The sequence below is a fragment of the Microbacterium sp. genome, from assembly GCF_051953575.1.
Taxonomy (GTDB): domain Bacteria; phylum Actinomycetota; class Actinomycetes; order Actinomycetales; family Microbacteriaceae; genus Microbacterium.
The window spans coordinates 27,095-53,377 of record NZ_JBQCIP010000020.1; the positions used below are offsets into that span (position 1 = coordinate 27,095).

General features: G+C 72.1%; 17 protein-coding genes. 4 read left to right on the forward strand and 13 right to left on the reverse strand.

Translation table 11 applies throughout. The features are described 5' to 3' along the window. Window positions 1-52: 52 nt before the first annotated feature. Complete coding sequence (locus ACTHNQ_RS01435; RefSeq protein ID WP_440330663.1) at window positions 53-1,306, reverse strand: FAD-dependent monooxygenase; 1,254 nt, start codon at window positions 1,304-1,306, stop codon at window positions 53-55. Window positions 1,307-1,412: 106 nt separating this feature from the next. Here ACTHNQ_RS01435 and ACTHNQ_RS01440 point away from each other — a divergent pair, with 106 nt between their 5' ends. Beyond that, entirely contained in the window at window positions 1,413-1,994 is a 582-nt protein-coding gene (locus ACTHNQ_RS01440) for a TetR/AcrR family transcriptional regulator (protein ID WP_440330664.1), read from the forward strand. A 177-nt stretch (window positions 1,995-2,171) separates the two neighbouring features. Here ACTHNQ_RS01440 and ACTHNQ_RS01445 read toward each other — a convergent pair whose 3' ends face one another. The 3 genes from ACTHNQ_RS01445 to ypfJ all read right to left on the reverse strand — a co-directional run bounded on the left by ACTHNQ_RS01445 (window position 2,172) and on the right by ypfJ (window position 5,864). Beyond that, the gene (locus ACTHNQ_RS01445) at window positions 2,172-3,758 is read right to left on the reverse strand and encodes a DEAD/DEAH box helicase (protein ID WP_440330665.1); all 1,587 of its coding nucleotides are present in this window, start codon (window positions 3,756-3,758) and stop codon (window positions 2,172-2,174) included. A gap of 208 nt (window positions 3,759-3,966) precedes the next feature. Further along, on the reverse strand, window positions 3,967-4,992 hold the full coding sequence (gene pip, locus ACTHNQ_RS01450) for a prolyl aminopeptidase (protein ID WP_440330666.1): 1,026 nt from the start codon (window positions 4,990-4,992) through the stop codon (window positions 3,967-3,969). Continuing rightward, window positions 4,989-5,864 carry a KPN_02809 family neutral zinc metallopeptidase gene (gene ypfJ, locus ACTHNQ_RS01455; RefSeq protein ID WP_440330667.1) on the reverse strand — a complete coding sequence of 292 codons (876 nt, stop codon included), beginning with the start codon at window positions 5,862-5,864 and terminating at the stop codon, window positions 4,989-4,991. The genes pip and ypfJ overlap by 4 nt, the downstream gene beginning before the upstream one ends. 95 nt (window positions 5,865-5,959) lie before the next feature. Here ypfJ and ACTHNQ_RS01460 point away from each other — a divergent pair, with 95 nt between their 5' ends. The 3 genes from ACTHNQ_RS01460 to ACTHNQ_RS01470 are packed head-to-tail and all read left to right on the forward strand — an operon-like array spanning window position 5,960 to window position 9,392. Beyond that, complete coding sequence (locus ACTHNQ_RS01460) at window positions 5,960-7,000, forward strand: malate dehydrogenase (RefSeq protein ID WP_440330668.1); 1,041 nt, start codon at window positions 5,960-5,962, stop codon at window positions 6,998-7,000. A 54-nt stretch (window positions 7,001-7,054) separates the two neighbouring features. Further along, window positions 7,055-8,881 carry a cation:proton antiporter gene (locus ACTHNQ_RS01465; RefSeq protein WP_440330669.1) on the forward strand — a complete coding sequence of 609 codons (1,827 nt, stop codon included), beginning with the start codon at window positions 7,055-7,057 and terminating at the stop codon, window positions 8,879-8,881. A gap of 46 nt (window positions 8,882-8,927) precedes the next feature. Beyond that, window positions 8,928-9,392: a recombinase family protein gene (locus ACTHNQ_RS01470; protein ID WP_440330670.1), complete on the forward strand. Its 465-nt coding sequence runs from the start codon at window positions 8,928-8,930 to the stop codon at window positions 9,390-9,392. An 18-nt stretch (window positions 9,393-9,410) separates the two neighbouring features. On the opposite strand, the gene ACTHNQ_RS01475 is transcribed toward ACTHNQ_RS01470, so the two are convergent. The 9 genes from ACTHNQ_RS01475 to ACTHNQ_RS01515 are packed head-to-tail and all read right to left on the reverse strand — an operon-like array spanning window position 9,411 to window position 26,261. Then, on the reverse strand, window positions 9,411-10,148 hold the full coding sequence (locus tag ACTHNQ_RS01475) for a hypothetical protein (protein WP_018170416.1): 738 nt from the start codon (window positions 10,146-10,148) through the stop codon (window positions 9,411-9,413). After that, window positions 10,145-11,833: a serine/threonine-protein kinase gene (locus ACTHNQ_RS01480; protein WP_440330671.1), complete on the reverse strand. Its 1,689-nt coding sequence runs from the start codon at window positions 11,831-11,833 to the stop codon at window positions 10,145-10,147. Before ACTHNQ_RS01480 ends, ACTHNQ_RS01475 begins: the two co-directional genes overlap by 4 nt. Beyond that, complete coding sequence (locus tag ACTHNQ_RS01485) at window positions 11,833-13,206, reverse strand: FHA domain-containing protein (protein WP_440330672.1); 1,374 nt, start codon at window positions 13,204-13,206, stop codon at window positions 11,833-11,835. Before ACTHNQ_RS01485 ends, ACTHNQ_RS01480 begins: the two co-directional genes overlap by 1 nt. Beyond that, window positions 13,206-14,063, reverse strand: coding sequence for a PP2C family protein-serine/threonine phosphatase (locus ACTHNQ_RS01490; protein ID WP_440330673.1), 858 nt, complete (start codon window positions 14,061-14,063; stop codon window positions 13,206-13,208). Before ACTHNQ_RS01490 ends, ACTHNQ_RS01485 begins: the two co-directional genes overlap by 1 nt. Then, the gene (locus ACTHNQ_RS01495; protein ID WP_440330674.1) at window positions 14,063-15,523 is read right to left on the reverse strand and encodes an RDD family protein; all 1,461 of its coding nucleotides are present in this window, start codon (window positions 15,521-15,523) and stop codon (window positions 14,063-14,065) included. Before ACTHNQ_RS01495 ends, ACTHNQ_RS01490 begins: the two co-directional genes overlap by 1 nt. Next, window positions 15,520-17,904, reverse strand: a complete 2,385-nt coding sequence (locus ACTHNQ_RS01500) for a transglutaminaseTgpA domain-containing protein (protein ID WP_440330675.1) — start codon at window positions 17,902-17,904, stop codon at window positions 15,520-15,522. The genes ACTHNQ_RS01495 and ACTHNQ_RS01500 overlap by 4 nt, the downstream gene beginning before the upstream one ends. Then, window positions 17,901-19,163, reverse strand: a complete 1,263-nt coding sequence (locus ACTHNQ_RS01505) for a DUF58 domain-containing protein (RefSeq protein ID WP_440330676.1) — start codon at window positions 19,161-19,163, stop codon at window positions 17,901-17,903. Before ACTHNQ_RS01505 ends, ACTHNQ_RS01500 begins: the two co-directional genes overlap by 4 nt. Continuing rightward, window positions 19,163-20,134, reverse strand: a complete 972-nt coding sequence (locus ACTHNQ_RS01510; RefSeq protein WP_440330677.1) for an AAA family ATPase — start codon at window positions 20,132-20,134, stop codon at window positions 19,163-19,165. Before ACTHNQ_RS01510 ends, ACTHNQ_RS01505 begins: the two co-directional genes overlap by 1 nt. 58 nt (window positions 20,135-20,192) lie before the next feature. Continuing rightward, complete coding sequence (locus ACTHNQ_RS01515; protein WP_440330678.1) at window positions 20,193-26,261, reverse strand: Ig-like domain-containing protein; 6,069 nt, start codon at window positions 26,259-26,261, stop codon at window positions 20,193-20,195. Window positions 26,262-26,283: the final 22 nt, after the last annotated feature.

Consider the following 26,283-nt stretch of genomic DNA (forward strand, 5'->3'; position numbering starts at 1 on the left):
CGGCCCATGGCGACCACATGCGACGGCTCGGCACCGGTCTGGGCTCGGAGGGTCACGCCGCGACCGCGGCCTCGGGCAGCGGCAGCGAGGTGCCGCCGGCGAACATGCGACGCACGAGGGGCAGCATGACGCGCGAGAACATGACGCGGGTCAGCGCCCGTGACATCGCCGCCTCGGCCCGCGTCGCCGGCACCATGCGCTTGATGCCGCCGCCGGGGATCTCTTTGCCCTTCTCGGCGAAGGGCGCGATGTCGGCCGAGTAGGCACGCAGGGCCCCCGGCGCGTCGCCGGGCGTCGCCGCGAGGCGTGCCGCGAGCAGGTACGCCCCGATGAGGGCCGTCGCCGTGCCCTGGCCGGTCATCGGCGATCCGCACGATGCGGCGTCGCCGAGCAGCACGACACGGCCGCTCACCACGTCGGGGACGTCGATGCGCACGAGCTCGTCGAAGTACAGATCGGATGCCGCACCCAGCGCCTCGAGCAGGGCCGGCGCGTGCCAGCCCGCTCCCGCGATGCGCTCGCGGATCAGCGCCTCTTGGGCGGCACGGTCGCCGCGGAGCGACCGGTCGCGGTCCATGCGGAACGTGAGGATGGCCTTCGAGGTCGACGGATCACGGTCGGGTCGGATGCCGAAGGTCGCACCCGGCACGAACCGCATGGCGAACCAGCCCTCTTCGAGGCCGGACGGCGTGGGCATCGTGAAGAACGCCGCGTAGCCGCCGAGGTAGGTCGCGAACTGCTCCTCGGGCCCGAACGCCAGGCGACGGGTGGCCGAGTGCACGCCGTCGGCGCCGACGACGACGACGAAGCGGGCCGGCGCCGCGTGCTCGAACTCGACGTCGACGCCGGCCGCGTCCTGCGCGAGCGCGGTCACCCGGTCGCCGAAGCGCAGGTCGAGCAGCCCGGGGGCGGCATCGGCGGCGGACTCCAGCGCCTCGAGCAGCACCTGTGCAAGGTCGCCGCGGGCGATCTCGATCTCGGCCACCGCGCCCTCGCCGTCGAAGTCCGCCATCGACATGCGGCCGAAGACCTTGCCCTCTCCGTCGACGTACGACATCCCCTCTTCGTGGACGCGCAGGCCGTCGATCCCCGGCATGATGCCCATGCGCTCGGCGACCTCACGGCTCGCCCCGCGCAGGTCGACGGCCTGGCCGCCGGGGCGCGGAGCGTCGGCGCGTTCGACGACGGTGGTGGGGACCCCCGCACGGACGAGCTGCAGGGCGAGGGCGAGGCCGGCGATGCCCCCGCCCGAGACGAGGACGTTCGGTGCGCGGTGTGCGCGGTCTGCGCGGTCGCGGTCGTTCATGAGGCATCCGATCTGAGATGAGACGTTTGTGTGAGACATATGTCTAACAGACGATTCAGACGCTTGTCTAGTACATGTGTCTGAGACGTCTGGATACGATGGACGCATGGGCAATCGCGAAGACCTGCTGGCCGGTGCACGACAGGTGATCCTCGAGCGCGGCGTCGCCAGAGCGACCGCCCGCGACATCGCCACGGCGGCCGGGGTCAGCCTCGCCGCGATCGGCTACCACTTCGGGTCGAAGGACGAGCTGATCAGCGCCGCTCTCACCGAGTCACTCGGCAGCGGCATCGGCGACGCCATGGAGGCGGTCGTCGAAGAGACCGCGTCACTCCCCCTCATCGACGGCTTCGCGGCCCTGTTCGACCGCATGCCCGGGATCTTCGCCGACAATCGCGAAGCCCTCGTCGCGAGCTTCGAGAACTCCGTGATGGTCTGGCGGGACGCGGCCGCCAGCCGCACCCTCGCCGGCGCGATGCAAGAGGCCCACCTCGGCATCGTCGACGTGCTGCAGTCCGCCCGCCCCGATCTCTCCGCCGAGGATCTCGACGCGATCGCCAAACTCGAGTTCGTGCTGGTGCAGAGCCTCGGCCTGCTGTGGATCATCAGCCCCGACTCGCTCCCCAACGGCGATGAGCTGGCCCGCGCAGTGACCGCGATCGCCGGCGATGGCGGCGCCGCTCGCTGAGCTCCGTGGTTGCGGCGTCGAGGATTCAGGAGACACGCAGGGCCGCTGTCCGGCGACGCCGCGCGCACGGCCGCTTCTCCTGAATTCTCGGCACCCCGAGCCCACGACGGCCCCTAACGCCGGAACGCCCCGGCCGCGCGAGGCGGACGGGGCGTTCCGAGAGGTGGATGCTGCGGGTCAGCGGCCGCCGCGGCGGTTGCCGCCGTTCTGACGGACCACCGAGCCGACCATGAGCTTGCCGGTGCCGCCGGACGAGGCGCGACGGCCGGGCGTGCGCGGGTTTCCCGCGGGCTGACCCGAGCGGCCGTGCCCGGCGCTCTGGTCGTGACGCTGGTGCGACGCCTTCTCGTGAGCGGATGCCGCATCCCGGCGCTGACCGCCGAACGCCTGCTGACCTGCGCCCTGACCCGCCTGACCCGACCCGCCGCGACGGCGACGGCCGCCAGAACCCGATCCGTGCTGACCGGAGCCTGCACCGCGGCCCTGGCCGCCGGCATCCCGCTCCTCGCGCGCGGCGCGCTTGCGCTGGGCGTTGGCGCCCTGGCTCGTCCCGCGGGCGGGAGCGGCGACGGGCACCGGCTTCACGTACGGCGCGATCTGACCGACGAGCGCGGTCACCTCGGGCGACGTCGCGGTGACGGCGACGGGCTCGACCGAGATGGCCGCCTTGCGCAGCAGCTGCGACACGTCGCGCTTCTGGTCAGGGAGCACGAGCGTGACCACGGCACCCTCCGCCCCCGCACGGGCCGTGCGGCCCGAACGGTGCAGGTACGCCTTGTGCTCCATGGGCGGGTCGACGTGGATGACCAGCTCGACGTCGTCGACGTGCACACCGCGCGCGGCGACGTCGGTGGCGACGAGCACCTTCACCTCGCCCGACGAGAACGCCGCGAGGTTGCGGTCGCGCGCCGCCTGCGACAGGTTGCCGTGCAGGTCGACGGCGGGGATGCCGTCGGCGGTGAGCTGCTTGGCGAGCTTCTTGGCCTGGTGCTTGGTGCGCATGAAGAGGATGCGGCGGCCCATGCCCGAGGCGAGGGCCTTCACGACGTCCTTCTTGGCGTCGGCGTCGGCGAGCGTGAAGACGTGGTGGGTCATCGCGGCGACGGGCGAGTGGGCCTCGTCGACCGAGTGCAGCACCTCGTTCTGCAGGAAGCGGTTCACGAGCTTGTCGACCCCGTTGTCGAGGGTCGCGCTGAACAGCAGGCGCTGGCCGCCGGACGGCGTCGCGCCCAGGATGCGGGTGACGCCCGGGAGGAACCCGAGGTCGGCCATGTGGTCGGCCTCGTCGATGACGGTGATCTCGACGGCATCGAGGTGCACGAAGCCCTGCTTCATGAGGTCCTCGAGGCGGCCGGGGCACGCCACGACGATGTCGACGCCGGCGTTCAGCGCGTTCACCTGGCGGTTCTGGTTCACGCCGCCGAAGATCGTCGTCGTGGTGAGGTTGTAGGCCTTCGCGAGCGGCGCGAGGGTCGCGTCGATCTGCGTCGCGAGCTCGCGGGTCGGGGCGAGCACGAGGCCGAGCGGACGGCCCTTGCGGCGGGGACCGCCGGCGAGTGTCGTGCCCAGGCGCGCGACCATGGGGATCGAGAAGGCGAGCGTCTTGCCCGAGCCGGTCTTGCCGCGGCCCAGCACGTCGCGGCCGGCGAGCGTGTCGGGGAGCGTGTCGACCTGGATGGGGAACGCAGTGGTCTTGCCGGCCGCGGCGAGCGCGGTGACAAGGGGCTGAGGCACGCCGAGCGCGCCGAAGGTCATGTCTGTCATGAGTGTCTGTCTCTGGGCACAGCGGTGCCCTGTCGGTGGCCGGGGCGGATCTCGCCCTCGGGTCGCCGTACGAAAGATGTCAGCGCGGTTCTTCGGATCGGGAATCCGGATGCCGGCGAGGGAAGCGTTCTACGACGCGAGAAGCGCACAGAGGCGCTGCAAGGTTATCCACCCTACCAGTGGGCGGCTGGGCGTTCCCCGCGACCGGTCAGTCGACTGCGGCCGGCTCCGGCTCCTCGGCCTCCGCGGCACCGGCATCCGCCGTCGCGCGGAAGCGGTCGGTCGCGGCGCGCAGTGCCGCGGCGATGCCGGGCTCGGAGGCTGCGTGGCCGGCATCCGGAACCATGACGAAGTCGGCCTCGGGCCACGCGCGGTGAAGGTCCCAGGCGGTCATGGCGGGGGTGCAGAGGTCGTACCGGCCCTGCACGATGACGGCGGGGATGTGGCGGATGCGGTCCACGCCGGCGATGAGCTGCTCGGGCTCGAACCACCCGTCGTGCAGGAAGTAGTGGTTCTCGATGCGCGCGAACGCGACGGCCTCGCGCTCCGACGTCATCGCCTCGACGAGCGCCGGGTCGGGAAGCAGGGTGAGGTTGGAGGCCTCCCATCGCGACCAGGCCACGGCCGCGGGAACGTGGACGGCGGGGTCGGGGTCGGTGAGGCGGCGGTGGTACGCCTGCATCAGGCGCGAGCGCTCGAGGATCGGGATGGGGGCGATGAAGTCCTCCCACAGGTCGGGGACGATGGATGCCGCACCGCCCTCGTAGAACCACTCCAGCTCGTGCCGTCGCAGCGTGAAGATGCCGCGAAGGACGAGCTCGCTCACCGCGTCGGGGTGCGCCTGCGCGTAGGCGAGCGCGAGGGCGCTGCCCCACGATCCGCCGAACACCTGCCACTTCGCGATGCCGAGGTTGCGGCGCAGCAGTTCGAGATCGGCGACGAGGTGCCAGGTCGTGTTGTGACGCAGGTCGGCGTCCGGCTCGCTCGCGTGCGGGGTGGACCGGCCGCAGCCGCGCTGGTCGAGCAGGATGATGCGGTACGCCGTGGGATCGAAGAAGCGGCGGTGCCAGGCCGAGATGCCGGCGCCCGGCCCGCCGTGGAGGAAGACGACGGGTTTGCCGTCGGGATCGCCCACCTGCTCGTAATGGAGCCGGTTGCCCTCTCCGGCGATCAGCGTGCCCGTGTCGTACGGCTCGACAGGCGGGTACAGGATCTCGTCGAGGTGCTCGTTCACAGGCTTCCCCCCGGAACGCCGTTGGTGTCGCAGGCCGGGACGCCGCCCTGGTAGCCCAGCTGGAACCAGCGCTGCCGCTGCTCGCTGGAGCCGTGGGTCCAGGTCTCGGGATTCGAGAAGCCCGAGGAGCGCTCCTGGATGTTGTCGTCACCGACGGCTGCGGCCGCGTTGAGCGCATCGGCGATCTGCGCCTGGGTCGGAGGCTGCAGGTACGGGACGCCGTTCTCGTCGACCTCCTGGGTCATGGCGCCCACCCATGCGCCGGCGAAGCAGTCGGCCTGCAGCTCGGTGCGCACCCCGTTGCTCGTGGCGCCGGCCCCGTCGTTCGGGTGCTGGTCCATGATGCCGGTGATGTACTGCACGTGGTGGCCGTACTCGTGCGCCAGAACGTACAGCTGGGCGAGGTCGCCCGCCGACGCGCCGAACTGGTCGCGCATGAGACCGAAGAACGTCGGGTCGACGTAGACGGATTCGTCGGGCGGGCAGTAGAACGGGCCGGTCTGATTGGATGCCGTCCCGCAGGACGACGAGGCGGACCCGTTGACGATCACGAGCGTGGGTGCGCGATAACCCTGCACCTCGTCCTGCCAGTACTTGTCGAGCACGACGCTGCCCGCCGCGAGGCGGCAGGAGTCGTTCGCGTTGGCGTCGGCACCGGTCTCGCACTGGGCGATCTCGGTGTCGCCGCCGCCTGAGGCGTCTGTGCCAGGGCCGAGGGGCAGGACGCTGGAGAAATCCTGGCCGGTGAACAGCTGCAGGAGCAGCACCGCGATGGCGCCGAGGCCCACGACCCCGCCGCCTGCGACAGCCACGCCCGCCCCGCGACGCCTCGCCGTGTTCCCCCCGACGTTGGCGTTCTCGTTGAACGTCATGTCTGTCACGGTACCGCGGCAGCCCGATCACGGCACGGAATGGGCCGGGATATGGCGCGATCCGGCGGAGGATGCTAGGGGCATAGGCTCGGGTCATGGCGAGCGCACCCACGACCGTGACCATCACCGGCGGCGGCGGGCAGATCGGCTACGCGCTGACGTTCCGCATCGCGGCGGGAGACATGCTCGGACCGGATCGGCCCGTCCGGCTGCGGCTGCTCGAGATCCCGCAGGGCATGAAGGCCGCCGAGGGCGCCGCCCTCGAGCTGCAGGACTGCGCCTTCCCGCAGCTGATCGACGTGGACGTCACCGACGACCCGCTGACCGCCTTCAACGGGGCGCAGATCGCGATGCTCGTCGGCGCCCGCCCCCGCACCGCCGGGATGGAGCGCGCCGACCTGCTCGCGGCGAACGCCGGCATCTTCGGCCCGCAGGGCAAGGCGATCGGCGCAGTCGCCGCCGACGACGTGCGCGTGGTCGCGGTGGGCAACCCCGCCAACACGAACGCGCTCATCGCCGCGGCATCCGCTGCTCCGCACGTCCCCGCCGACCGCTTCACCGCGCTCACGCGGCTGGACCACAACCGGGCCGTCGGGCAGCTGGCCGAGGTGCTGCGGCTGGGCCCCGACCGCATCGAGGGCGTCGCGATCTGGGGCAACCACTCGGCCTCGCAGTTCCCCGACGTCGCGCACGCCGTCGTGGACGAGCACGACACCATGGTGATCGACGCGCTGGCCGAACGGCTGGGCGGCCGCGACGCCGCCGTCCGCTGGCTCGACGACACCTTCATCCCCCGCGTAGCGAAGCGCGGCGCCGAGATCATCGAGGTGCGCGGCTCGTCGTCGGTCGCTTCCGCAGCGAACGCCGCGATCGACCATGTGCGCGACGAGCAGCTCGGCACGCCGCACCGTACGTGGACCTCGGCCGCCGTCGTGTCGCGCGGAGAGTACGGCGTGCCCGAGGGACTCGTGTGCTCGTTCCCCGTGCGCTCGAAGGGCGTGCACGCGCACGGCGAGGGGTACGAGATCGTCGAAGGACTCGACCTCGACGACCGGGCGCGTGCCCGGATCGATGCCTCCGTCGCCGAGCTCGTCGCCGAGCGCGACGCGGTGCGGGCGCTGGGCGTGCTCGGCTGACACCCGTCCGGACTCGAGGCACCCGGCGCCGCGCCGCCCAATAGGCTCTCAGCCATGGAACCGCTGGTCGTCGTGATCCTGGCCGTGATCGCGATCGCGGTCGCCACGGCCATCGCCCCGAAGGTGCGGATCGCCGGCCCGCTGATCCTCGTCGTCGTCGGCATCGCCGTCGGGCTCCTGCCCTTCGTCGAGGTGCCCGAGATCGACCCCGAGTGGATCCTCGTCGGCGTGCTGCCGCCACTGCTGTACTCGGCGGCGGTCGCCATCCCCGCGATCGAGTTCCGTCGTGACTTCGGTGCGATCGCGGGGCTCTCGTTCGTGCTGGTGCTGGTCAGCGCCGCCGCGCTGGGGCTGCTGTTCCACTGGCTGATCCCGGGCGTCGACATCTTTCTCGGCGTCGCGCTAGGCGCGATCCTGAGCCCCACCGATGCCGTGGCGACGTCGATCGTCAAGCGCCTCGGCATCTCGGGGCGCGTGGTCACCATGCTCGAGGGCGAGAGCCTGCTCAACGACGCCACCGCCCTGGTGCTGATGCGCACGATGGTGGCCTCGGCCGCGTTCGCGGTGTCGAGCGGCACCGCGGGCGAGGCCGGCGTCGAGGCCACCGACGCCGCCTACGGCTTTCTGCCCGCATTCGCGTGGGGTGTGTTCATCGCCCTCGTCGTCGGCGGCATCGTCGGCTGGCTCAACCTGCGGCTGCGGGCCATGGTCCACAACGCCGCCGCCAACACGGCGATCGGGTTCGTCGTGCCGTTCGTCGCCTACCTGCCGACGGAGCACTTCGGGGGTTCGGGACTGGTCGCCGCCGTCGTCGCGGGCATCGTCACCGGCCAGGGAGCCGCCCGCCGGTTCTCGCCCGAGCAGCGCCGGTCGGACGAGCTGACCTGGCGCACCGTCGAACTGGTCCTCGAAGGGGCCGTGTTCCTCATCATGGGCCTGGAGCTCAAGCAGATCGTCTCCGACAACTTCGCCAAGCACAACGGGCTGGGTACCGGTCTCGCGATCGCGGCGCTGGCGTTCGCGGTCATCATGCTGACCCGCGCCGCATATGTGTCGCTGCTGGTGTGGCTGCAGAGCCGCCGCGCGACGCGCAAGCAGAAGTCCAAGGAGCGGCTGGAGTCGTTCAACGACCGGCTCGACCAGATCGCCGACGGCACGGTGACCCTCCCGCGCGGCGGCCCTGGCGGGAGCGCTCGCGGCGACACGCGTCGCGGCCGCCGCGGAGGACCGGGCGGCCCCATGGACGAGGAGCGCATGCAGCGGCGCGTGTCGTCGATGCGGCGTCGCGTCACCACCGCGCTGCAGGACATCGACTACTACCAGTCCGAACCGCTCGGATGGAAGCACGGCACCGTCATCGTGTGGGCCGGCATGCGCGGTGTCGTCACCCTGGCCGCCGCGCAGACCCTCCCCCGCGACACCCCGTCCCGCGAGCTGCTGGTGCTCATCGCCTTCGCTGTCGCCGCGGGCAGCCTCGCGATCCAGGGCTTCACGCTGCCGTGGCTCGTGAAGGCGCTGAAGTTCCCGGTCGCCGCCGGCGACGGAGCCCTGCAGCGCGAGATCGAGCGCCTGGACGACGAGCTGCGCGTGGCGGCGGCATCCGCTCTTCACGATCCGGAGCTGAAGCGCCGAGACGGACGCCCGTTCTCGCCGGAGCTGATGGCCCAGCGCGCACGGTTCGCACAGCCGCCCCGCGAGGAGCTGAGCAAGATCGACCCCGCCGAGCTGCTCGAGCTGCGGCTCGCGTCGATCACCGCGATGCGCGCCGAGCTGGAGCAGCTCAGCCACGGCGGCGCCTACAGCACCGCCGCGCTGCGGCACGCACTGGCAGAGCTCGATGCCGACCAGCTCAGCGTCGAGCTGCGCCTCGGCGACGACTGACCGCCGGCCGAATGAGACAATGGGGGCCGAGCAAGGGGGCACTCACATGAGCGACACGACACCGAAGACGCGGGTGGATGCCGTCACGCCCGACACCGCGCCGCTCACGCTTCCCCACGCCGCGGCCGAGTGCCCGAAGTGCTTCACCGAGCTGCAGGGCGACCGCACCTGGTGGCTCGCCCGACCGGCCGGGTCGCGGCTGGTGGGTCTCGTCATCGCCCGTGACGACATGCCGTCGGTGGTCGAGCAGCGGGGCGACCTGACCCGCTTCGGTGTGCCGATCGAGGGGTTCCGGCATCCTGCTCCCGAGACGCTCGAGTCGTGGGAGGAACGTCTCACTCGCCTCTTCGGCAGATTGACCCGGGGCGATGTCGTCGTGGTGGCGAACGTGCACGCGCTCGGCCGCGACATCGACGAAGAGACCCGCACCGTCTCGGAGCTGCACCGCCGCGGTATCGTGGTGAAGGTCGTCAGCCACGGCGGTCGGCACCTCTACGACGCGGGGCGCTGACGCCGAGCGCGGCAGGACTCAGTCGTCTGCGCCGTTGAGCGCGTTCTCCTTCTCGAGGTCGAGGAGCGGGAGGTCGTCGCGGGTCACCATGCGGGCCGAGATCGCATGCTCGACCAGGCGCACCCGGCGGTTCGTGGCATAGGAGCGCACACCGCCGCGCAGGCCCGGCACGCCCGAGCGGTCGAGCTTGTCGCAGACGTTGTCGAGCTTGCGGTTGAAGCGGGTGAGCGTCCAGCCGAGCCGCTCGGCGGCCTGCGCCGAGGTCGGCAGCTCGCTCATGCCCGTGCCCTCCCGGCGCAGCACCGGCTCGGCGAGCGCCAGGATCATGACCTTCTGGCTGTGCGTCAGCGGCACCTCGCCGATGGTGCTGAGACCGTCGTCATCGTCGTCGAGTGGCGGCTGCGTCTCGCGGAACGTCGGCTCGGCCGCGTGGATCGTGAGCTCGTACGTCGTGGGTCCGGCGCTGAAGATGACCGTGGTGGCGGCGAACACCAGCGGCAGGCGCGCGCCCGGCGCGAGCCACGCCTGCACCCGGCCGCCCGTGTCGGTCACCGTCGCCGACAGGCGGCTGCCGACGTTCGACAGCAGCCACAGCCCCTCGACGTTCTGGATCGTCAGGAAGTTGCGGTGCAGGAACAGGTTGTCGTCGATCGCGAGGTCGCCCTCACGCCCGACGGTGAACACCTGGTCGGGTGCGACCTCGAACTCCTCGCCGGCGAACTCGACGCTCAGCTGGTCGGCGCTCTGTGCGGTCATGACGGGAAGCACCCCCGCGTGGGGTCGTCGGGATCGTGCTGCTTGCCGTTGTGACGCACGAGCAGCACATCGATGCACGTCGTTCCCGAGGGGTCGGCGGGCACCGTCACCTCGGCGACGTCGATCCGCTGCTCCTCGGGGTTCGCATCCGTCAACGACACCTGCTGAACCATGAAGTGGTCGCCGTCCTGGGGATCGGGGTTCGTCCACGTGAACCGCACACCGCCGTCGACGGGGGTACCCACGACGTCTTCCACCGCGGGCACCGCAAGGCCGATCACATCCTGCGGCTTCGTCACGTCCTCGGTCGCCTGCGGCTCGGGCGTGCCGCCCAGCATCCCCGGCAGCGAGACGCCCACGATGATCGCGACGACCACGAGCGCGGCGGCGCCGACGCCGATCCACAGTCCGGTGCGGCGGCGGCGGGGGTCGGCGGCTTCGCCGAGCGCGGAGCCAGACGAGGCGTCCGCTGCCTCTTCAGCGGCCACGGGAGCCGTCGACAGCGGGACGGGCGCGCGCATCACCGTCTCGTCGAGCGAGACGGGCAGGGCCACGTCGTTTCGGCGCACCGTCTCGGCGGTCGCCGAAGGGTTCGCCCGCAGGACGGTCGCGGCGTCGGCGGGCTCGAACGTCGGAGCGGTCGCGCGAGCGAAGCCGGTCGTCGCAGGCGGCGCCGAGAAGCGCGGCGCCACCGGGGCGGTGGTCGCCGACGGGCGGGTCATGCCGGCAGCCGGCGTGGTCTCGGGGTCGATGCTCACGACCCCGCGGACGCGGGTGAGGCCGTCGTCCTCGTTCCGCTCGATGTCGTCGGGGGCCTGATCGTCGAGGATGTCGATCGGCGTCACCGAGTGCGACAGCTCGATCTGCACCGTCTGCAGCGCCCGGGCGAACGCCAGGGCGCTCTCGTAGCGGTCGGCCGACGACTTCGACATCGCCCGGTCGAGCACCCGCTGCAGGGATGCCGGCACGTCGGGCCTGCCGAGCGGCGGCAGCGGCATCGTCTCGATGCGGGAGATGAGCTCGGCCGCGCTGTTGCGCTGACCGGGCAGCTCGAACGGCGACCGGCCGGCGAGCAGCGTGTACACCGTCGCGCCGAGCGCGTAGACGTCCGAGCGCGGGTCGCTGCGCGGCACGTCGGCGAACGACTCCGGGGGCGACCAGGGGATCGACAGGCCCGCGGACTCGGCGGCCGCGCTGGTGGTCGACGCGATGCCGAAGTCGGTGAGCGCCGGCCGGTTGTACTCGGTGACGAGGATGTTCGCGGGCTTGATGTCGCGGTGCAGCACGCCCGCGCGGTGCGCCGTCTCGACGGCCGCCGCCACCTGCACGCCGACGCGCAGCGACTCGGCGATCGAGAACGGCTCGCGGCGGTAGCGCACCTGCAGGTTGGGCCGCGGGCAGTACTCCATCACCAGATACGGGCGCCCATCGCGGGCGACGCCGGCCTGGTAGATCGTCACGATCGCGGGATGCGTCGAGAGCATGGCCATGACGTTGGCCTCTGCCGTGAACTCCTCGACCGAGTCGCTCGACATCCGGTCGGTGAGCAGCACCTTGACCGCGACGCGGCGCTTGGGCAGCGCCTGCTCGTACAGGTACACGTCGGCGAAGCCGCCGGAGCCGAGCAGGTCCACGTAGGTGAAGCCCGGAAGCTCGGGCGGCGCCATGGGCGCACGCTTGGCCATCAGGCGAGCCCCTCTATCGCCACCGTGATGCCGTCGCCGAGGTCGAGCACGTCGCCCGCGATGACGACCGTCGCCTCTCCGGGATGCAGCCGCACCGGGTCGGAGCCCGCTCGCAGCAGCGTCGTGCCGTTCGTGGTGCGCAGGTCGGTCGCGACGATGCTCTCGCCCTCGACCCGCAGCTCGACGTGGCTGCGCGAGATGTCCTGCTGCGGGCTGTCGACGGCGACCAGGTGCGGCAGGTCCGTGCCGCTCACGCGGGTCGAGCGCGGACGCCGTCCGATCACGACGGTGCGGTCCAGGAGCAGGACCTGGCCCGTCGAGACGCGGATGCGCCCGGGCGCCGGGGGACGCGGCGGAGCCAGCGGCGGCGTGGTCGACGACGGAGCCTGCTCGGCCGCCGCGCGCCCCGCGCGCAGCGCGCGGGCCTGGGCGAGCGAGATCGTGGCACCGTCGTGATCGCCGGGCGCGGGTGCCGCCGGAGCTCCCGCCGCACCGTCGACGGGGCGGATGACGGTCGCACCCCACAGCGGGTCGCTGCCGACGGTCGACGACACGTCCTCGGCCCCGGTCGCCTCTGGACGCGACTGCGACAGCTCGGAGTCCTCGGGCAGCAGCGTCTCGTCGCCCGCGACGGTCTGCACGGTGCTCGAGTCGATGAGCCCCGGCACCTGGCCCAGAGGCCGGGGTCCGGGCTGCGGCGCCGCGACGCGCGGAGCGGATGCCGGCGGCACCTGCCCTTCGGCCGCCGCTGAGGCGGGCACGTCCGCCTTCGGCGCCGCGACCGGGTGGGGCGTCGCATCGGTGGCCGCGGCGGGCTGCTGAGCCGTGACCGGCGCCTGGGCGGCCCGAACGGGCTGCGGAGCGGAGACGGGGTGCGGGGCCCGGACGGGCTGCGCTGCCGGAGGGGCGGCCGCCGCGGCCGGAGCGGGGGCGGTCGCGGCATCCCACACGATCGTCGAGGCCAGCACGACGCCGTCGGCCACGGGCAGCTCGGCGGGGTCGGCGCCCTCGCCCACCCCCGACTGCAGGGTCACGCGGCGCACGCCGCGCACGACCCGTTCGGTCCACGTCGTGACCCCGGCACCCGAGACCTGCTCGGGGGCGTCCGCATCGACGTCGAACACGAAGTCGCCGCGCACCGCGATGCGGAGGGCATCGCCCTCGACGAGGGCGACGGCGAAGGCCGGGATCGCGGTCAGCGATGCGCCGTAGGCGCCGGTGAGGGACTCGATGACCCCTCCGAGGCCCCGCCCGTCCGCCACGACCGACCTCACACGGGCGAGCAGCGCGGCGGACGCGCCGTGTTCGAACACCGCGAATCCGCGCGGCGTCACCGCGACGGGTGTCGTGCCGGGGGCGTACAGCATCGGCATCAGGTACCTCCAGTGACGGCTGCCCGGGGGAGGGTGTCGGCGTCGATGTCGAAATCGGCGGGAACGGCGGGCGGTCCTACCGGAACCGTATCGCGCTCGTTCGGACGGTCGGTCCTGCTGCGCACGGCCAGCGCGTCGACCACGATCGCCGTGATGTTGTCGCGGCCGCCACGGACCATCGCCTCGTGCACCAGGCGCGTCGCCGCCGCCTGAGGATCCGTCTCGGCGAGGAGGATGCCGTGGATCGCGTCCTGCTCGAGCTCGCCCGACAGTCCGTCGGAGCACACCAGGATGCGGTCTCCCTCTTCGGCCGGGATCAGCCAATAGTCCGCGGCGGCGTCGCTGCCGGCGCCGATCGCGCGGGTGATGACGTTGCGGCGCGAGTCGCGGTGGGCATCGTCGGCGGCGAGCTCGCCGGCATCCACGAGCTCCTGCACGAACGAGTGGTCGACGCTCACCTGCTCGAAGTGACCGTCGCTGAGGCGATAGGTGCGGGAGTCGCCGAGGTTCACGGCCAGCCAGTAGCCGTCGCCGTCGATGTCGGCGACCACGACCCCGGCGAGCGTCGTACCGGCGCCGGCGCCCCCTCCTGCGGGGAGTGCGGCCACACGGCGGCGGGCCGAGGCCAGCGCCGCGTGCATGTCGTCCTGGGTGACGCTCTGGCGCCCGACCAGTCCCTCGAAGACCTCGACGACCGTCGCGCTGGCGATCTCGCCCGCATTGTGGCCGCCCATCCCGTCGGCGACGAGGAAGAGCGGCGCCTGCGCCAGGTACGAGTCCTCGTTGATGCGACGGCGCAGCCCCGGGTCGGTGGCGGCGCCGAAGGCCGTGACGATCGGCGCGGGCAGTTCGGCCATCATGCGGCACCCACCGTCACGGCGCGGTCGCCGAACTCGAGCCGGTCGCCGACGCGCAGGTTCGTGCGCACACCGGCGACGAGCGGGATGCGTGCCCCGTCGCGCACCAGGATCGTGCCGTTCGTCGAGTGGCGGTCGACGATCCACGCGGCCGCCGGGTCGCCGCCCACCTCGAAGTGCGTCTTCGACAGCGACAGCGTCTCGTCGCGCACCGGGATCGCGACGGCGCCCTCCTCGCCGGCGGGGTTGCGGCCGTACAGCGTGCGGCCGTACACGGCCATGCGGGTGCCGTCGTCCCACGTCAGCACCGCGATCACCGGAGCCTCGGGATACAGCGCGGCGCGCTGGGCCGGCGGCGCGACGGCCATGCGGGTCGCCTCGACGTCATCACCGGATGCCGGCGAGACGGATGCCGCCTGCGCGACCAGGACCGGCGACGGCGCCGGAGCGGGAACAGGCTGCACGACCGGCGCGAGGTGAGGCGGGGCGACCGTCGGCGGCGAAGGGGGCGGCGGCGCCACGCGCTGCGCGAGCACGGGCGATACGGGCGGGTCGGACACGTGCCCGGTGGAGGTCGAGAAGAGCGCCGACATCGGATCGAGGGGCTCGGTGGTCGTCGCCGCGGGGAACGGCGTCGTCTCTTCGGGGAACTCCGGCGTCGCCTTCGCGATCGCGGCGTCGACCGGGGATGCCGTGTGCCACGGCACCTGGGCGATGACGCCCCAGGGCACCGGGGGGCGTGCGGCGGCCGCCGGCGGTGTCACGCCCGCCACACGGGCGCTCTGGGTCGTCCAGCCCGCGGCCGGAGCGGTCGATGGGCGCAGCTCGGTGGCGCCGGCGTCGTCGAAGGCCGCGAAGCCGCCGGCGGGCGCCGGGGCCGGTGAGGCCGGCGCGGCCGCGGCCGCCGGCATCCCCGTCGGCGCCGGAAGATAGGGGTTCGCCATCGGGGCCGTGCGCGCCGAAGGTGCGCCGAACGCCACCGGAGCCGCCCCCTCGGTGGCAGCATCCACGACGACGGCCCCCGCGGCCAGATCGTGCCAGCCCTGGCGTCGACCGCTGTGGTCGAACAGGGGCGTGAAGTACCCGACGACGATCGCGCAGCTCGCGCCGAGCACGATGTTGCGCCAGACGGCCCTCCAGAAGCCGATGGGCCCGCCCGTCGCGGCATCCTGCAGCCGCACGCGCAGCGCACGCTGCCCGATCGAGCCGCGACCGCCCTGCATCGCGGAGTACACGAGCGCCCACGCGAGCAGCAGCAGACTGATCAGTGCGTACGCCAGCAGCACGAACGACGCGAGCGCCTCGGGGCGCCACCCCGGGCCGACGCCGAGCACGATGCCGATCGTGACGCCGATCAGCAGTGCGCCCAGGGCGTACGCGATCGCGAGATCGATCGCGAAAGCGCCCACGCGGCGCCCGAGGGACGCCGCGGCCTCGACGCCTGACGGGCTGTTGGTCATTCGTTCTCCTGTGCTGCGGGGTCGGTGCGCTCAGGTGCGCGGTGGGCGTCGGCGGCGCTGCGCGGCGGCAGTGCGAACCTCGTGCCCTCGAGAAGCGTGCGGATGCTCAGGCGCGCCCGCAGGCGGCGCCAGAACGAGCGGCTGCGACCCATCCCCCCGACGAGCGCATCCACCTCCGCCCAGAATGCATCGATATCGGCAGGTGTGGGCTCGGTCGGGCCGAACACCTCGACATCGGCGCGGTGTGCGAGCGTGGCCACGCGCGGCTCGGCGAACGCCGACGTCAGGATGCCGGCATCCTCCTGCCGCGTCGCCCCAGGACGCACCGGGGCGCCGAGGTCCGACGCGCGGTCCACGAGCTCGTCCCAGCCGCCGCTGATGCGGTCCGCGGCGCGCTCGGCCTGCCGGCGCCTGCGGCGACGGGCGGCCTTCAGCACGCCGATCACGATGAACGGGGCCAGCAGCACCGCGAGCACGGTCAGCGCACCGGTGCCGATCGACAGGATCATCCACAGCAGGGTGGCGTCGAACCCGTCCTCGTCCTCGGAGCCGCGGTCGTCGGCTGCCGTCGGCGGCAGGTCGACGGGCTCCTGCGGCGGAGGCGGCGGCTGCAGCACCTGCGGCTTGGGATCGGCCTTGGGCTTGGTCGTCTGGTCGCTCGGGACCTGGTCCTCGGGCGGCGTGGGGTCGAAGGGCACCCAGCCGGCCTTCTCGAAGGCGACCTCGACCCACGCGTGCAGGTTGTCGCCGTTCGCCTCGAAGACGCCGCCGCCTGCCTGGTCCTCGTCGGGGTAGAACCCCATCACGACGCGGGCGGGGATGCCGAGCTCGCGAGCCATGAGGGCCATCGCGGTGGCGTACTGCTCGTCGTCGCCCACCATCTGCTGCGAGCCGAGGAGGGTCGAGATGCGCTCGGCGCCGTGACCGGCGCGCGAGAGCGGCTGCCCCTCGAGGCCGTGGCTGAAGAAGCCGTCCTGCGACAGGAACTGCTGCAGCGCCCGCACCTGCTCGATGGGGGTGGATGCCTCGGCCACCGCGGTCGCGGCCACGTCGGCCAGGTCCTTGGGCACCCCCTGCTGCTTCGGCAGCGAGACGGGCGCGAACTTCTGCTTCGCCAGCTGCTCGTCGCTGGGCACCGCCGGGATGACGCTGTCGAGCGTGTAGGCGTCGCCCTTCCCGAGCCCGGCGGTCACCACGCCGGTGTCGGTGGACTCGTTGTAGTGGGCGGTGCGGCGCAGGTCGTCGGCGTCGTCGCCCTCGAACGTGATGCTGCGCACGGCGCCGGCGTCCGGCATCCACACGCTCTCGAGATCGCCGATCTCGAACCGCACCGTCGCCTCGACCCCCTGGGCCTCGGCGGACATGTTCGTGCGCGCCTGCGAGAACGCCCCCGACGAGCCGGCACCCTTGTCGGACACGTTGTAGACCATGCCGTTGTACTCGTCCATCGTCGCCAGGCGCACGCGGGCGTCCTTCGGCAGGCCCGTGACGGTGAAGAGGGTGTCGTCGGAGTGGTCGCGCACGTACGCGCGGTACGACTGCAGCGGGCTGGCGTACTCGCGCACGTCGAACGGCGGGATCACGACGTCGCGCAGCACGTAACGGGGCGACTGCGGTGCGGCGAAGGCGCTCGTCGCGACGCCGACGACGCCCGCGAGCGCGACGACGCCGGCGCCCATGAGCACGCGACGCACGCCGGCCGCGCGGGACGGCGCGGCCTCGCCCACCGAGACGGCGGCGGCCTGCGGCTGCCATGCCTGCCGGAGCGCGAGCCACACCACCGAGACGAGGCCGAACACGACTCCCTGGACCACCGGGACGAACGGCTGCGACGTGCCCAGCGCGATCTCGGCGGCCAGGAACGCGGCGGCCGGGATGAGCGCCCAGCCGGCGCTGCGCAGCCGCAGCGCGAAAGACGTCGTGAGCACCGCGGCCACGAGCGCGAGCAGGAACGGCACGATCAGGTGGCCGTCGTCCGCCGCGACAGGGGCGATCGTCGTCAGCAGCTGCTTGAACGACATGACCGACCCCAGCGCCAGCATGCCCAGCGTCTGAACGGTCGGCACCACGGCGGCCACCGTCGTGGCCGGCAGCGCCAGCGCGCCGCCGAAGAGGAAGTAGGCCCCGATCGTGGCGGCCGCGACGGCGAGGATGCCCCACCGGAACACGCGGCCCAGCACCGCGATGCCCATGCCCAGGGCGAGCCCGCCGAGCGCCGCGACCAGGTAGCGGGGACCGTCGAACGTCGGCCAGAAGCCGACGATCGGGATCAGCTGGAGCACGGCGACCGCCACGAGGTCGAGGATCCATCGGCGGCGCGACAGGGGCTCGGGCACGGGCTTGGCGGCGCGGGTCTTCGCCTCGGGCGCGGGGGCGGTCATGCGAGCACCTTCCGCAGCGCGAGGGGGAGCTGCTCGAGCGCCCCCACGGTGATGACGTCCGCGTCGCCGATGCGCCGCAGCGCGGGCGCGGTTCCGGCCGGGGCGACGACGACCGCGAGAACGCGTGCGCCGAACGGCACCCGGCTGCACGCCGTGCGCAGGTCGTTGGCATCGACCCTGCTGCCGCACACCAGCACGACGACGCTGGCGAGCGCCAGGGTGGCGGCGACGGAGCCCGCGAGCTCGACGATGCCGCCCGCGCGCGCACGCGAGTGCTGCAGGCCCGAGAGCGCGTCGAGGAACTGCTTCCCCGTGGCCGCCGGCAGCGCGCGCTCCTGGACGCGCACCTCGACACGCTGCGAATCCCGCAGCGCGCGCAGCCCCATCGAGCCCGCGGCCGAGATGGCCAGCTCGAACTCCTCGTCGTCGCGGTAGTCGGCCGGGCTCGTCGACAGGCCGATCACGAAGTGCGAGCGCCGGGTCTCTTCGTACTGCCGCACCATGATGTGCCCGGTGCGGGCGGTCGACTTCCAGTGCACGTGACGCAGGTCGTCGCCCGCCTGGTACTCGCGCAGCGCGTGGAACGACACGTCGTCGGGCGACAGGTCTGTGGCGGGCAGGCCCTCGAGGTCGCGCAGGAACCCGAGCGACTGCCCGTCGAAGAGCACCGTCCGCGGGTGGACGAACAGGTCGACCGGCTCGTCGCGGTGGTGCACGCGCTCGAACAGCCCCAGAGGGTCGCCGCGGACGACGCTCACCGGGCCCACCTTCACGACCGCGCGGCGCGACGTCGGGATCGCGAACAGCTCCTCGGCCTCTTCGCCGGGCGCCAGGCGGTGCACGTCGAAGACGCCGCGCCCGCTGCCGACGGGAAGCACGACGCGCGACGGCAGGATGGCGCGCGAGCCGGTGTTGGCCAGCGTCAGCGCGCCGACCGCCCGCTCGCCCACGACGACGCGCGTGCGGTTGAGGTCGAGCGACACGTCGTACGCCGTGCGGCCGATGAGGAAGAGCAGGCACAGCAGCAGCACGGCGCCGATGACGACGGCGGTGACGGTGAGCTCCCACCAGCCGAGGGACTGCCCGGCGATCCACAGCGTGATCGTCGCGGCGATGAGCACCCAGGCGACGGGGCGGACGACCCCGAACACGCGGCCGAGCACGCGACCGATCGCGCGCAGCACCGTCAGCGCGAGCCGACCGTACCCTGCGCTGCGGTCCTGCGCCGCGACCTGCGACCCGAGTGCGTCCGTCGTCATCAGGCCGCGGACCTCGCCTGCGGGGCCGCGACGGACTCCAGCACCCGTGCGATGACGGTCTCGGCCGACGTGGCGCCGAACTCGGCCTCGGGGTCGAGCACGATGCGGTGCGTCCACACCGGGCCCGCGAGCGCCTTCACGTCGTCGGGCAGCACGAAGTGGCGGCCCTGGGCGGCGGCGAAGACCTTGGCGATGCGCACCATCGCGAGCGAGCCGCGCACCGAGACGCCCAGGCGCGTCGCCCTGTCATCACGCGTCGCCTCGGCCAGCTGCGCCGTGTAGCGCAGCACGGCGGGGTCGACGTGGACCGTCCCCGCGAGGTCGGCCATGTCGGCCACCGCGCCGGTCGTGATGATCGCCGGGAGGTGGGCCGACGGGTTGCGGTCGGCCGCCCCGGCGAGGATGCGCTCGGCGACCGCGAGGTCGGGGTAGCCGATCGAGGTCTTCACGAGGAAGCGGTCGAGCTGAGCCTCGGGCAGCTTGTACGTGCCGGCCTGCTCGATGGGGTTCTGCGTCGCGATCACGAGGAACGGACGGCCCACCTCGTGCGGCACGCCGTCGACGGTCACCCGCGACTCCTCCATGACCTCCAGCAGCGCCGACTGCGTCTTCGGCGAGGCGCGGTTGATCTCGTCCGCCAGCACGATCGACGCGAACACGGGACCGCGGTGGAACTCGAAGCGGCGCGACGTCTGGTCGTAGATCGTCACGCCCGTCACATCCGACGGCAGCAGATCGGGCGTGAACTGGATGCGCGTGCTCGTGCCCTGCACCGTGGCCGCCAGCGCCTTGGCGAGGCTGGTCTTGCCGGTGCCCGGCGCGTCTTCGAGCAGCACGTGGCCCTCGGCGAGCATCGCCGACAGCACCAGCCCCACCACCTCGCGCTTGCCCATGAGGGCCTGGTCGACGTTGTCGACAAGTCGCGCGAAGGTGCCCTGGAACCAGGCCGCCTGTTCGGGGGTCATCGTCATGTGAGTCTCGTTCTCTCGTTGCGTCGTGTCGTGTTCGTGAAGAGCGGATGCCGCACAGCTACCAGGTCCTTCGCTCGCCGTCGCCCCAGCCCGAGATCGTCACCCAGACCTGCTCCCCGGCATCGCCGAAGTAGCAGCCGAGCTGGACGGAACCGTTCGCAGGCAGCGACCTTGTCGACCCGCCGGCGAACGGCGTGCCTCCGTACGGGCCGGTGGCGTTGCACGATACGCGGTAGTCCCCGGCGGGGAAGTCCTTCGTGTTGACCACGAAGTAGGCGCAATCCGCGCTGGAGCAGCCGGCCTGGCCCTGCGCGGAGCCTCCCCTGGTGACCCACGCCCGCGGTTGCGGCGGGGCGACCGTGGTGGCCGAGTCGCTGGCGATGGCCGACACCTGGCCTGCCGAGTCCCATGCCCGGACCCGGATCGTGTGCGTCTGGCTGTAGCCGTATCCGACGGTCTGGCTGCCGCTGGCGGTGCCGCGGTTGGTCCAGGCGCCGCCGTCGATGCTGGTCTCGACCTTCGTGATGGCGCGCCCGTTCTCGGCAGGGGGCGACCAGGAGAACGTGATGTCCGTGCCGCTTGCGGTCGCCCTCGCACCCGGGGTCTTCACCGGGCCGTACGGAATGGCTCCGTTGGAGGCCGCCGACGGCTCGCCCGTGTACCTGACTCCGTCCATCGACGTGTACGCACGCACGCGGATCGTGTAGGTCGTCCCGTTGGACAGGCCGCCGATCGTCTTGCTGCCCGGCATCGCGGTCCAATTGCCGCCGCTCAGCGAGTACTCGTATCCGATCTCGTCGGCGGTCGCGCCGTTGCCGGGCGCGTCGTTGTAGGCGACCACGACTGCGCTGTTGCCGGTGGGGGTCGACAAGGTCACGCCGGTCGGCACACCCGGGGCGCCGAACGCGCGCCGCTCGGCGGATGCAGCGCTCCAGCCGCCCCAGCCCGCCTTGTTCTGCGCACGCACCTGGAACGTGTAGTTCGTCGTGGAGTTCGGCACGTTGACGACCTGACGCGTCGAGCTCGCGCTCACGTCGATCGTGTTCTTGATGGTGCCGCCCTGCAGGACCTGTACCTGATATGCGGAGATCGCGGCACCGTTGGTGACAGGCGGGGTCCACACCACCTCGAGCTGCGACTGCGTTCCCAGCGAGTCCAGGCGGTTGGTGGTGGGGGCTGCCGGCGGCTCAGGAGCCTTGGCGGGTACCTCGGCCACCGACCAGGGGCTCCAGCTGGACGGCTCGGGCGCGAGGTTCACGGCCTGCACCTGCACCTGGTACGAGACGCCGTTCTCCAATCCGGTCCACACCGTGGAGTTGCCGGTCAGGCCCTTCTTGAGGGCGACGCCCGAGGGCGGCGCCGGCGAGATCTGCAGGTTGAACGACTCCACGGGCGACCCCGGCGTCGACGGCGTGACCCACGAGACGGTGAGGCTCGAGTCGCCGAACACCAGCGTCGGCGCCTGCGGCGTGTCAGGACGCGCGTCGGGGCGCGCCTCGGCCGACGGAGCGGACGGGTCGGAATCGCCCACCCGGTTCGTCGCTACGACGGTGAAGTTGTACTTGACGTTGTTCGTCAGCCCGTCGAGGGTGCACGTCGTCGACGAGCACTTCTTGGTGTACGCCGCGGTCGTCGACGTCACGGTGTAGCCCGTGATCTCGGCGCCGTTGTCGGCGGGCGGCGTCCACGACAGCACGACGGTGCGGTCCTGCACGCTCGACACGATCGGCGTGCCGGGCGTCGCGGGCCGGCCCTGCACCGTCAGACGGATGCGGCCCTCGACCTCGCGGTCGACGTCGGCGGTGGCATCCTGGATCCGGTACCGCACCACCATGGTGCCGAAGAAGTCCTTGCTGGGCGTCACCTCGACCTTGTCGCCCGACACCTTCGCCACCCCGTCTCCGGTGTCTACCGAGGCTGCGGTGACCTTCAGTGCCTTGCCTTCTTTGGCGAAGGGGTTGAAGTCGTTGTCGAGCACGGCCACCGAGACCGTCTTCCCCTGGTGGGCCTCGTCGACCACATCGTCGTTCGCTGTCGCGAGCGGACGAGTGGATGCCGTCACGTTGACCGTGACCGAGCCCTCGACGGGCTGGGTCACTCCATCGGTGATCTTCAGCCTGATCGTCGCGGCGGTGCCCTTCTTGGTGTCGGCAGCCGCGCTCACGCGCAGTTCGCCCTTCGAGATCGACGCGGTCATGCCCGCCGGCGAGCCGCCCACGATCTCGTATGCCATGCCCCCGAGGTCGTCTTCGTCGGGATCGGTCGTCAGGGACGTCAGATCGAGCGCGGTGGGCTCCTCACCTGGGGCGACATCCATCGCACCATTGGCGAACGTCGGCTGCTGGTTGTCGGGTGGCAGCACCAGCACGGGCAGCGTCAGCGTCGCCACGCGCCCCTCCGGATCATCGGGTCCGGTGCCGTCCGTCACCTGGAAGGTGATCGCGTCGTCACCGAAGTAGCCCTGGGCCGACGTGTACACCAGCGTCTTCGCATCCTTGACGAGGCCCGAGCCGTCGTTGTGCACGGCGGACACCTTCGCGACCTCGGTCAGGATCACCGCACCGCCGTCGGCCGCGCGCACGTGGTCGGCCAGCGGGATCTCGATCGTCTCGCCGCTCTTGACCTCGATCGGCTTCACGGTCGTCAGCACGGGAGGAAGGCTCGACAGACCGGGCACGTGCACGAACGCGGAGGCGGTGTTGCCGTCCTCGTCGGTGAGCGTGTACTGGATGAGCTGCGACGCGTCGGTGAGCGTGATGCGCACCTTGCCGTCCTTCACCACGCGGGCCGAGGCATCCTTCACGGTCACCGTCAGTGCCTCGATCGTGCCGTCCGGATCCTCGTCGTTGGCGAGCACCTCGACGTCGGTCACGCCGTCCTCGACGTCGGTCGCGCGCACGAAGTCGTCGCGGGCGACGGGCGGGAGCAGCGGCACGTCCTCGGCCACCGTGATCTGCAGCACCGCCGTGGCCTTCGCACCGCGGGCGTCCTTGATGGAGTACTGCAGCGAGGTCTCGATCGGCTTGTCGGGCGCGGTGACCACGACGCGGTCGCCCTGGACCTTGGCCTTCATGCCCGAGCCGTCGGGGATGACGAGAGCGTCGGATATGAGCCCGAAGCGGTCGCCGTCGGGGTCGGAGTCGTTCGCCAGCACCGGCACCGCGACGGTGCGTCCGGGGCGCATGACGATGGCGTCCTTCACCGCGTAGGGCGCCTGGTTCGCAGCCTCGCCGGGTGCGATGCCGACGCTGATCGTCGCGGTCGCCTCGGCGCCCAGCCGGTCGCGGACCCGGTAGGTGAAGCCGTCGACGCCCGACGTGTCGCCGAACGCCTCGTACACGAGGTAGTCGGACCCGGTCTCGACGATGCGGCCCTTCTTCGGGGGAGAGTCGATGCCGACGAGCTCGACCGAGTCGCCGTCGGCGTCGATGCCGTCCAGCGGGACCGCGATGCGGACGCGGCTGCCGGTGAGCACACGCGAGGTGATGTCGCGCGGACGCGGCGCGGCGTTGGTCTCGAGGTTCACCGGCACGACCTGGATGGTGATGTAGCCGGCATCCTTCTGCCCGGTGCTGTCGACGACCTCGTAGGTGACGTAGGCCGTGCCCGGCTCGTCGGACGCGCGGAAGCGCACGGCGTCCTGCGAGACGAACGCCTCGCCGCGCTCGGTGTCGGGGAGCGGCTCGACGAGGTCGGGCGCGACGTGGATCGTGTCGCCGTTCGGGTGGTAGTCGTTGTCGAGCACCGGGATCGTCACGACGTCGCCGGCGCGGACCACGGCCTGGTCGTCGTTGGCGACGGGCGGACGCAGCTGCGCGGGCGCCGGCACCGGGATCACGATGACGTCGGCCTCGGCCTGCTGCGAGCCGTTCGAGATCCGGTACGTGATGCGCACCTGCTGGGACAGCGCCGCCTGGTCGGTGATGCGCAGCGTCTCGTGGTTGAGCACCGCGACGCCGATGCCGGCGTTGGACTCGGCGGTGACCGACTGCACGACGAGGATGCCGCCGTTCGGGTCGCTGTCGTTCTGCAGCACGTCGACGAGCACTTCGCCGCCGGCCGGCAGCAGGGCGATGTCGCGCACCGCCACCGGGGGCAGGTCGACGTCGGACTCCTCGATGACGTCGACGCGCACGAGGCCGGGCACGGGTTCGACGCCCGCCGCCACCAGGTACTGCACGTAGTAGGTGCCCGGGGTGTCGGAGGTGAACGTGAAGGTCTTGTTGGGGTAGTCGGGGTTGATCGTCGCGCCCGCGACCTCGTCGACCCGCGCGAGGCGCAGCGGCTCGCGCGTGGAGCTGACGTCGTTCTGCAGCGGAGACACGGTCGCCGTCTTGCCCACGCGCACGACGACGTAGTCGGCGTTGGTCACCGGGATCGTCGAGCCGATCGGCTTCACGTCGAAGCGCACGCCGCCGGTGCCGTCGTCAGTGCCGTCCGACACGACGACCGGCACCTCTTTGCGGCCCTGCGTGCCGCCGACGGCGCGGAACGTGACGCGGCCGTCCGACGTGAAGTCCGACTCGTCGCCGTCGGACGCGTACGCCGACTTCAGGAAGACGTCGTCGCCGTCGGGGTCGTACCAGTCCGGCAGGACGTTGTAGGTGACCGTGCCACCGGCCTCGACCGCGACGGTCGTGGTGCGCTTGGCCTTCGGGGCCTCGTTGACGTCCCAGCCATGGACCGAGAGCTTGACCGTCGCGGTGTCGGTACCGCCGCGGCCGTCGGTGATCTCGTAGGTGAAGCTCGTGGAGCCTGTCGCCCCGTCGGGCACCGCGATCTGCAGCGCCCGCCCGTTGTCGACCTGCTGGATCTCGCCGAACGAGGGGCCGTCGCCGGTCACGCGCGCGGTGAGGATGTCACCGTCGGGGTCGCTGTCGTTGTCGAGGACGGCGAGCATCGTCGTGCGGCCGGGGCGCACGCCGAAGTCGTCGTCGGTCGCGGTGGGCGGGGTGTTGATCTCGGAGCGCTTGGGGAGCGTCGTCTCCGTCGTGTCCTCGGTCGTCTGCTCGTCGTCCTCGGAGTCGCCCTCGGGCGGCGTGATCTCATCCCAGTTGTCGACGCGCTGCAGGTCTTCGACGGCCATCCAGGTCGCGCCGCTCACGACGTCGTTGAGCACGATGACGTCCCGGTTCACGCGGAACCTCAGCACCGACGTCGGCTCCAGGCCCTTGACGTCGCTCTTCAGGTCGTCGGCGTCGCCGGTGCAGTCGCGCACGAACCGGCCCGACCCGCTCCAGGCCGCGTACGTGCACCCGTCGAGGTACACGGGTGCGGTGGGGGTCCCGTCGCGTCCGGCATCCGTCGTCTGGGGCTTCGAGCCGTCGAACGGCACGCGCACGAGCCCGCTGCTCGTGGCGACGGCCACCGCGCCCGTCGCGGCGGACGGCTGCTGCACCTCGGTCGCCTCGGGGACCTTCACCTGCGTGCCGTTCACGAAGACCGTGCCGCTGTCGGAGTCGAGCACCACCGGCTGGTCGCCGACGACGGTGATCGACGCCTTGGCGTCCTTCTTCAGCCCGTCGAGCGTGCGCGACTCGGGGTCGCCCGGCTCGCCTTCGGCGTCGGTGCGCACGACGACGATCTCGCCCTTGTCGGGCGACACCGCGTACACGGTGCCGTCCAGGCCGACTGCGACGGCGGCGCCCTTGCCGAGTTCGGCGAGAGGGTCCTCGCCCTTGACCTTCAGGCTGCCGCCGGCGGGCGCGACCCACAGGCCGCCCTTCGCGGTGTCGAGCACCGCCACGGTCTGACCGCCGAGGGCCACGACCGCAGAACCCGGCAGGTCGGCCGGCTCGGCGAGCGCGACGTTCGCGGGGTCGACCGTCGACACGGTCGAGTTCTCGGCATCCACCATCAGCACGGTGGCGCCGGACTGCAGGATGTCGTAGTCCTGGCTCGGCGTGCGCAGCGCACCGTCGAGCACCTCGGACTCGTGGTTGAAGTGCCCGACGAGCAGGCTGGACTGCTTGGTGACCCAGACACCGCCGTCGTGCAGGTCGACCTCGGTCGTCGGCAGGCCGTCGTAGACGAACGCGAGGGTGGTGATCGCCACCGCGGCCGCACTGACCACACCGGCGGAAGCCAGCGTGCGCGGGCGCGCGCGCAACCACGCGAAGGACCTCATGGGACGTCAGCCTCCTGGGGAG

Excerpts from the sequence above, each read along its gene's own strand:
- ACTHNQ_RS01435 (WP_440330663.1), bottom strand. The coding sequence starts at position 1,306 with ATGAACGACCGCGACCGCGCAGACCGCGCACACCGCGCACCGAACGTC.
- ACTHNQ_RS01440 (WP_440330664.1), top strand. The coding sequence starts at position 1,413 with ATGGGCAATCGCGAAGACCTGCTGGCCGGTGCACGACAGGTGATCCTC.
- ACTHNQ_RS01445 (WP_440330665.1), bottom strand. The coding sequence starts at position 3,758 with ATGACAGACATGACCTTCGGCGCGCTCGGCGTGCCTCAGCCCCTTGTC.
- ypfJ (WP_440330667.1), bottom strand. The coding sequence starts at position 5,864 with ATGACGTTCAACGAGAACGCCAACGTCGGGGGGAACACGGCGAGGCGT.
- ACTHNQ_RS01460 (WP_440330668.1), top strand. The coding sequence starts at position 5,960 with ATGGCGAGCGCACCCACGACCGTGACCATCACCGGCGGCGGCGGGCAG.
- ACTHNQ_RS01465 (WP_440330669.1), top strand. The coding sequence starts at position 7,055 with ATGGAACCGCTGGTCGTCGTGATCCTGGCCGTGATCGCGATCGCGGTC.
- ACTHNQ_RS01470 (WP_440330670.1), top strand. The coding sequence starts at position 8,928 with ATGAGCGACACGACACCGAAGACGCGGGTGGATGCCGTCACGCCCGAC.
- ACTHNQ_RS01475 (WP_018170416.1), bottom strand. The coding sequence starts at position 10,148 with ATGACCGCACAGAGCGCCGACCAGCTGAGCGTCGAGTTCGCCGGCGAG.
- ACTHNQ_RS01480 (WP_440330671.1), bottom strand. The coding sequence starts at position 11,833 with ATGGCCAAGCGTGCGCCCATGGCGCCGCCCGAGCTTCCGGGCTTCACC.
- ACTHNQ_RS01485 (WP_440330672.1), bottom strand. The coding sequence starts at position 13,206 with ATGCCGATGCTGTACGCCCCCGGCACGACACCCGTCGCGGTGACGCCG.
- ACTHNQ_RS01490 (WP_440330673.1), bottom strand. The coding sequence starts at position 14,063 with ATGGCCGAACTGCCCGCGCCGATCGTCACGGCCTTCGGCGCCGCCACC.
- ACTHNQ_RS01495 (WP_440330674.1), bottom strand. The coding sequence starts at position 15,523 with ATGACCAACAGCCCGTCAGGCGTCGAGGCCGCGGCGTCCCTCGGGCGC.
- ACTHNQ_RS01500 (WP_440330675.1), bottom strand. The coding sequence starts at position 17,904 with ATGACCGCCCCCGCGCCCGAGGCGAAGACCCGCGCCGCCAAGCCCGTG.
- ACTHNQ_RS01505 (WP_440330676.1), bottom strand. The coding sequence starts at position 19,163 with ATGACGACGGACGCACTCGGGTCGCAGGTCGCGGCGCAGGACCGCAGC.
- ACTHNQ_RS01510 (WP_440330677.1), bottom strand. The coding sequence starts at position 20,134 with ATGACGATGACCCCCGAACAGGCGGCCTGGTTCCAGGGCACCTTCGCG.
- ACTHNQ_RS01515 (WP_440330678.1), bottom strand. The coding sequence starts at position 26,261 with ATGAGGTCCTTCGCGTGGTTGCGCGCGCGCCCGCGCACGCTGGCTTCC.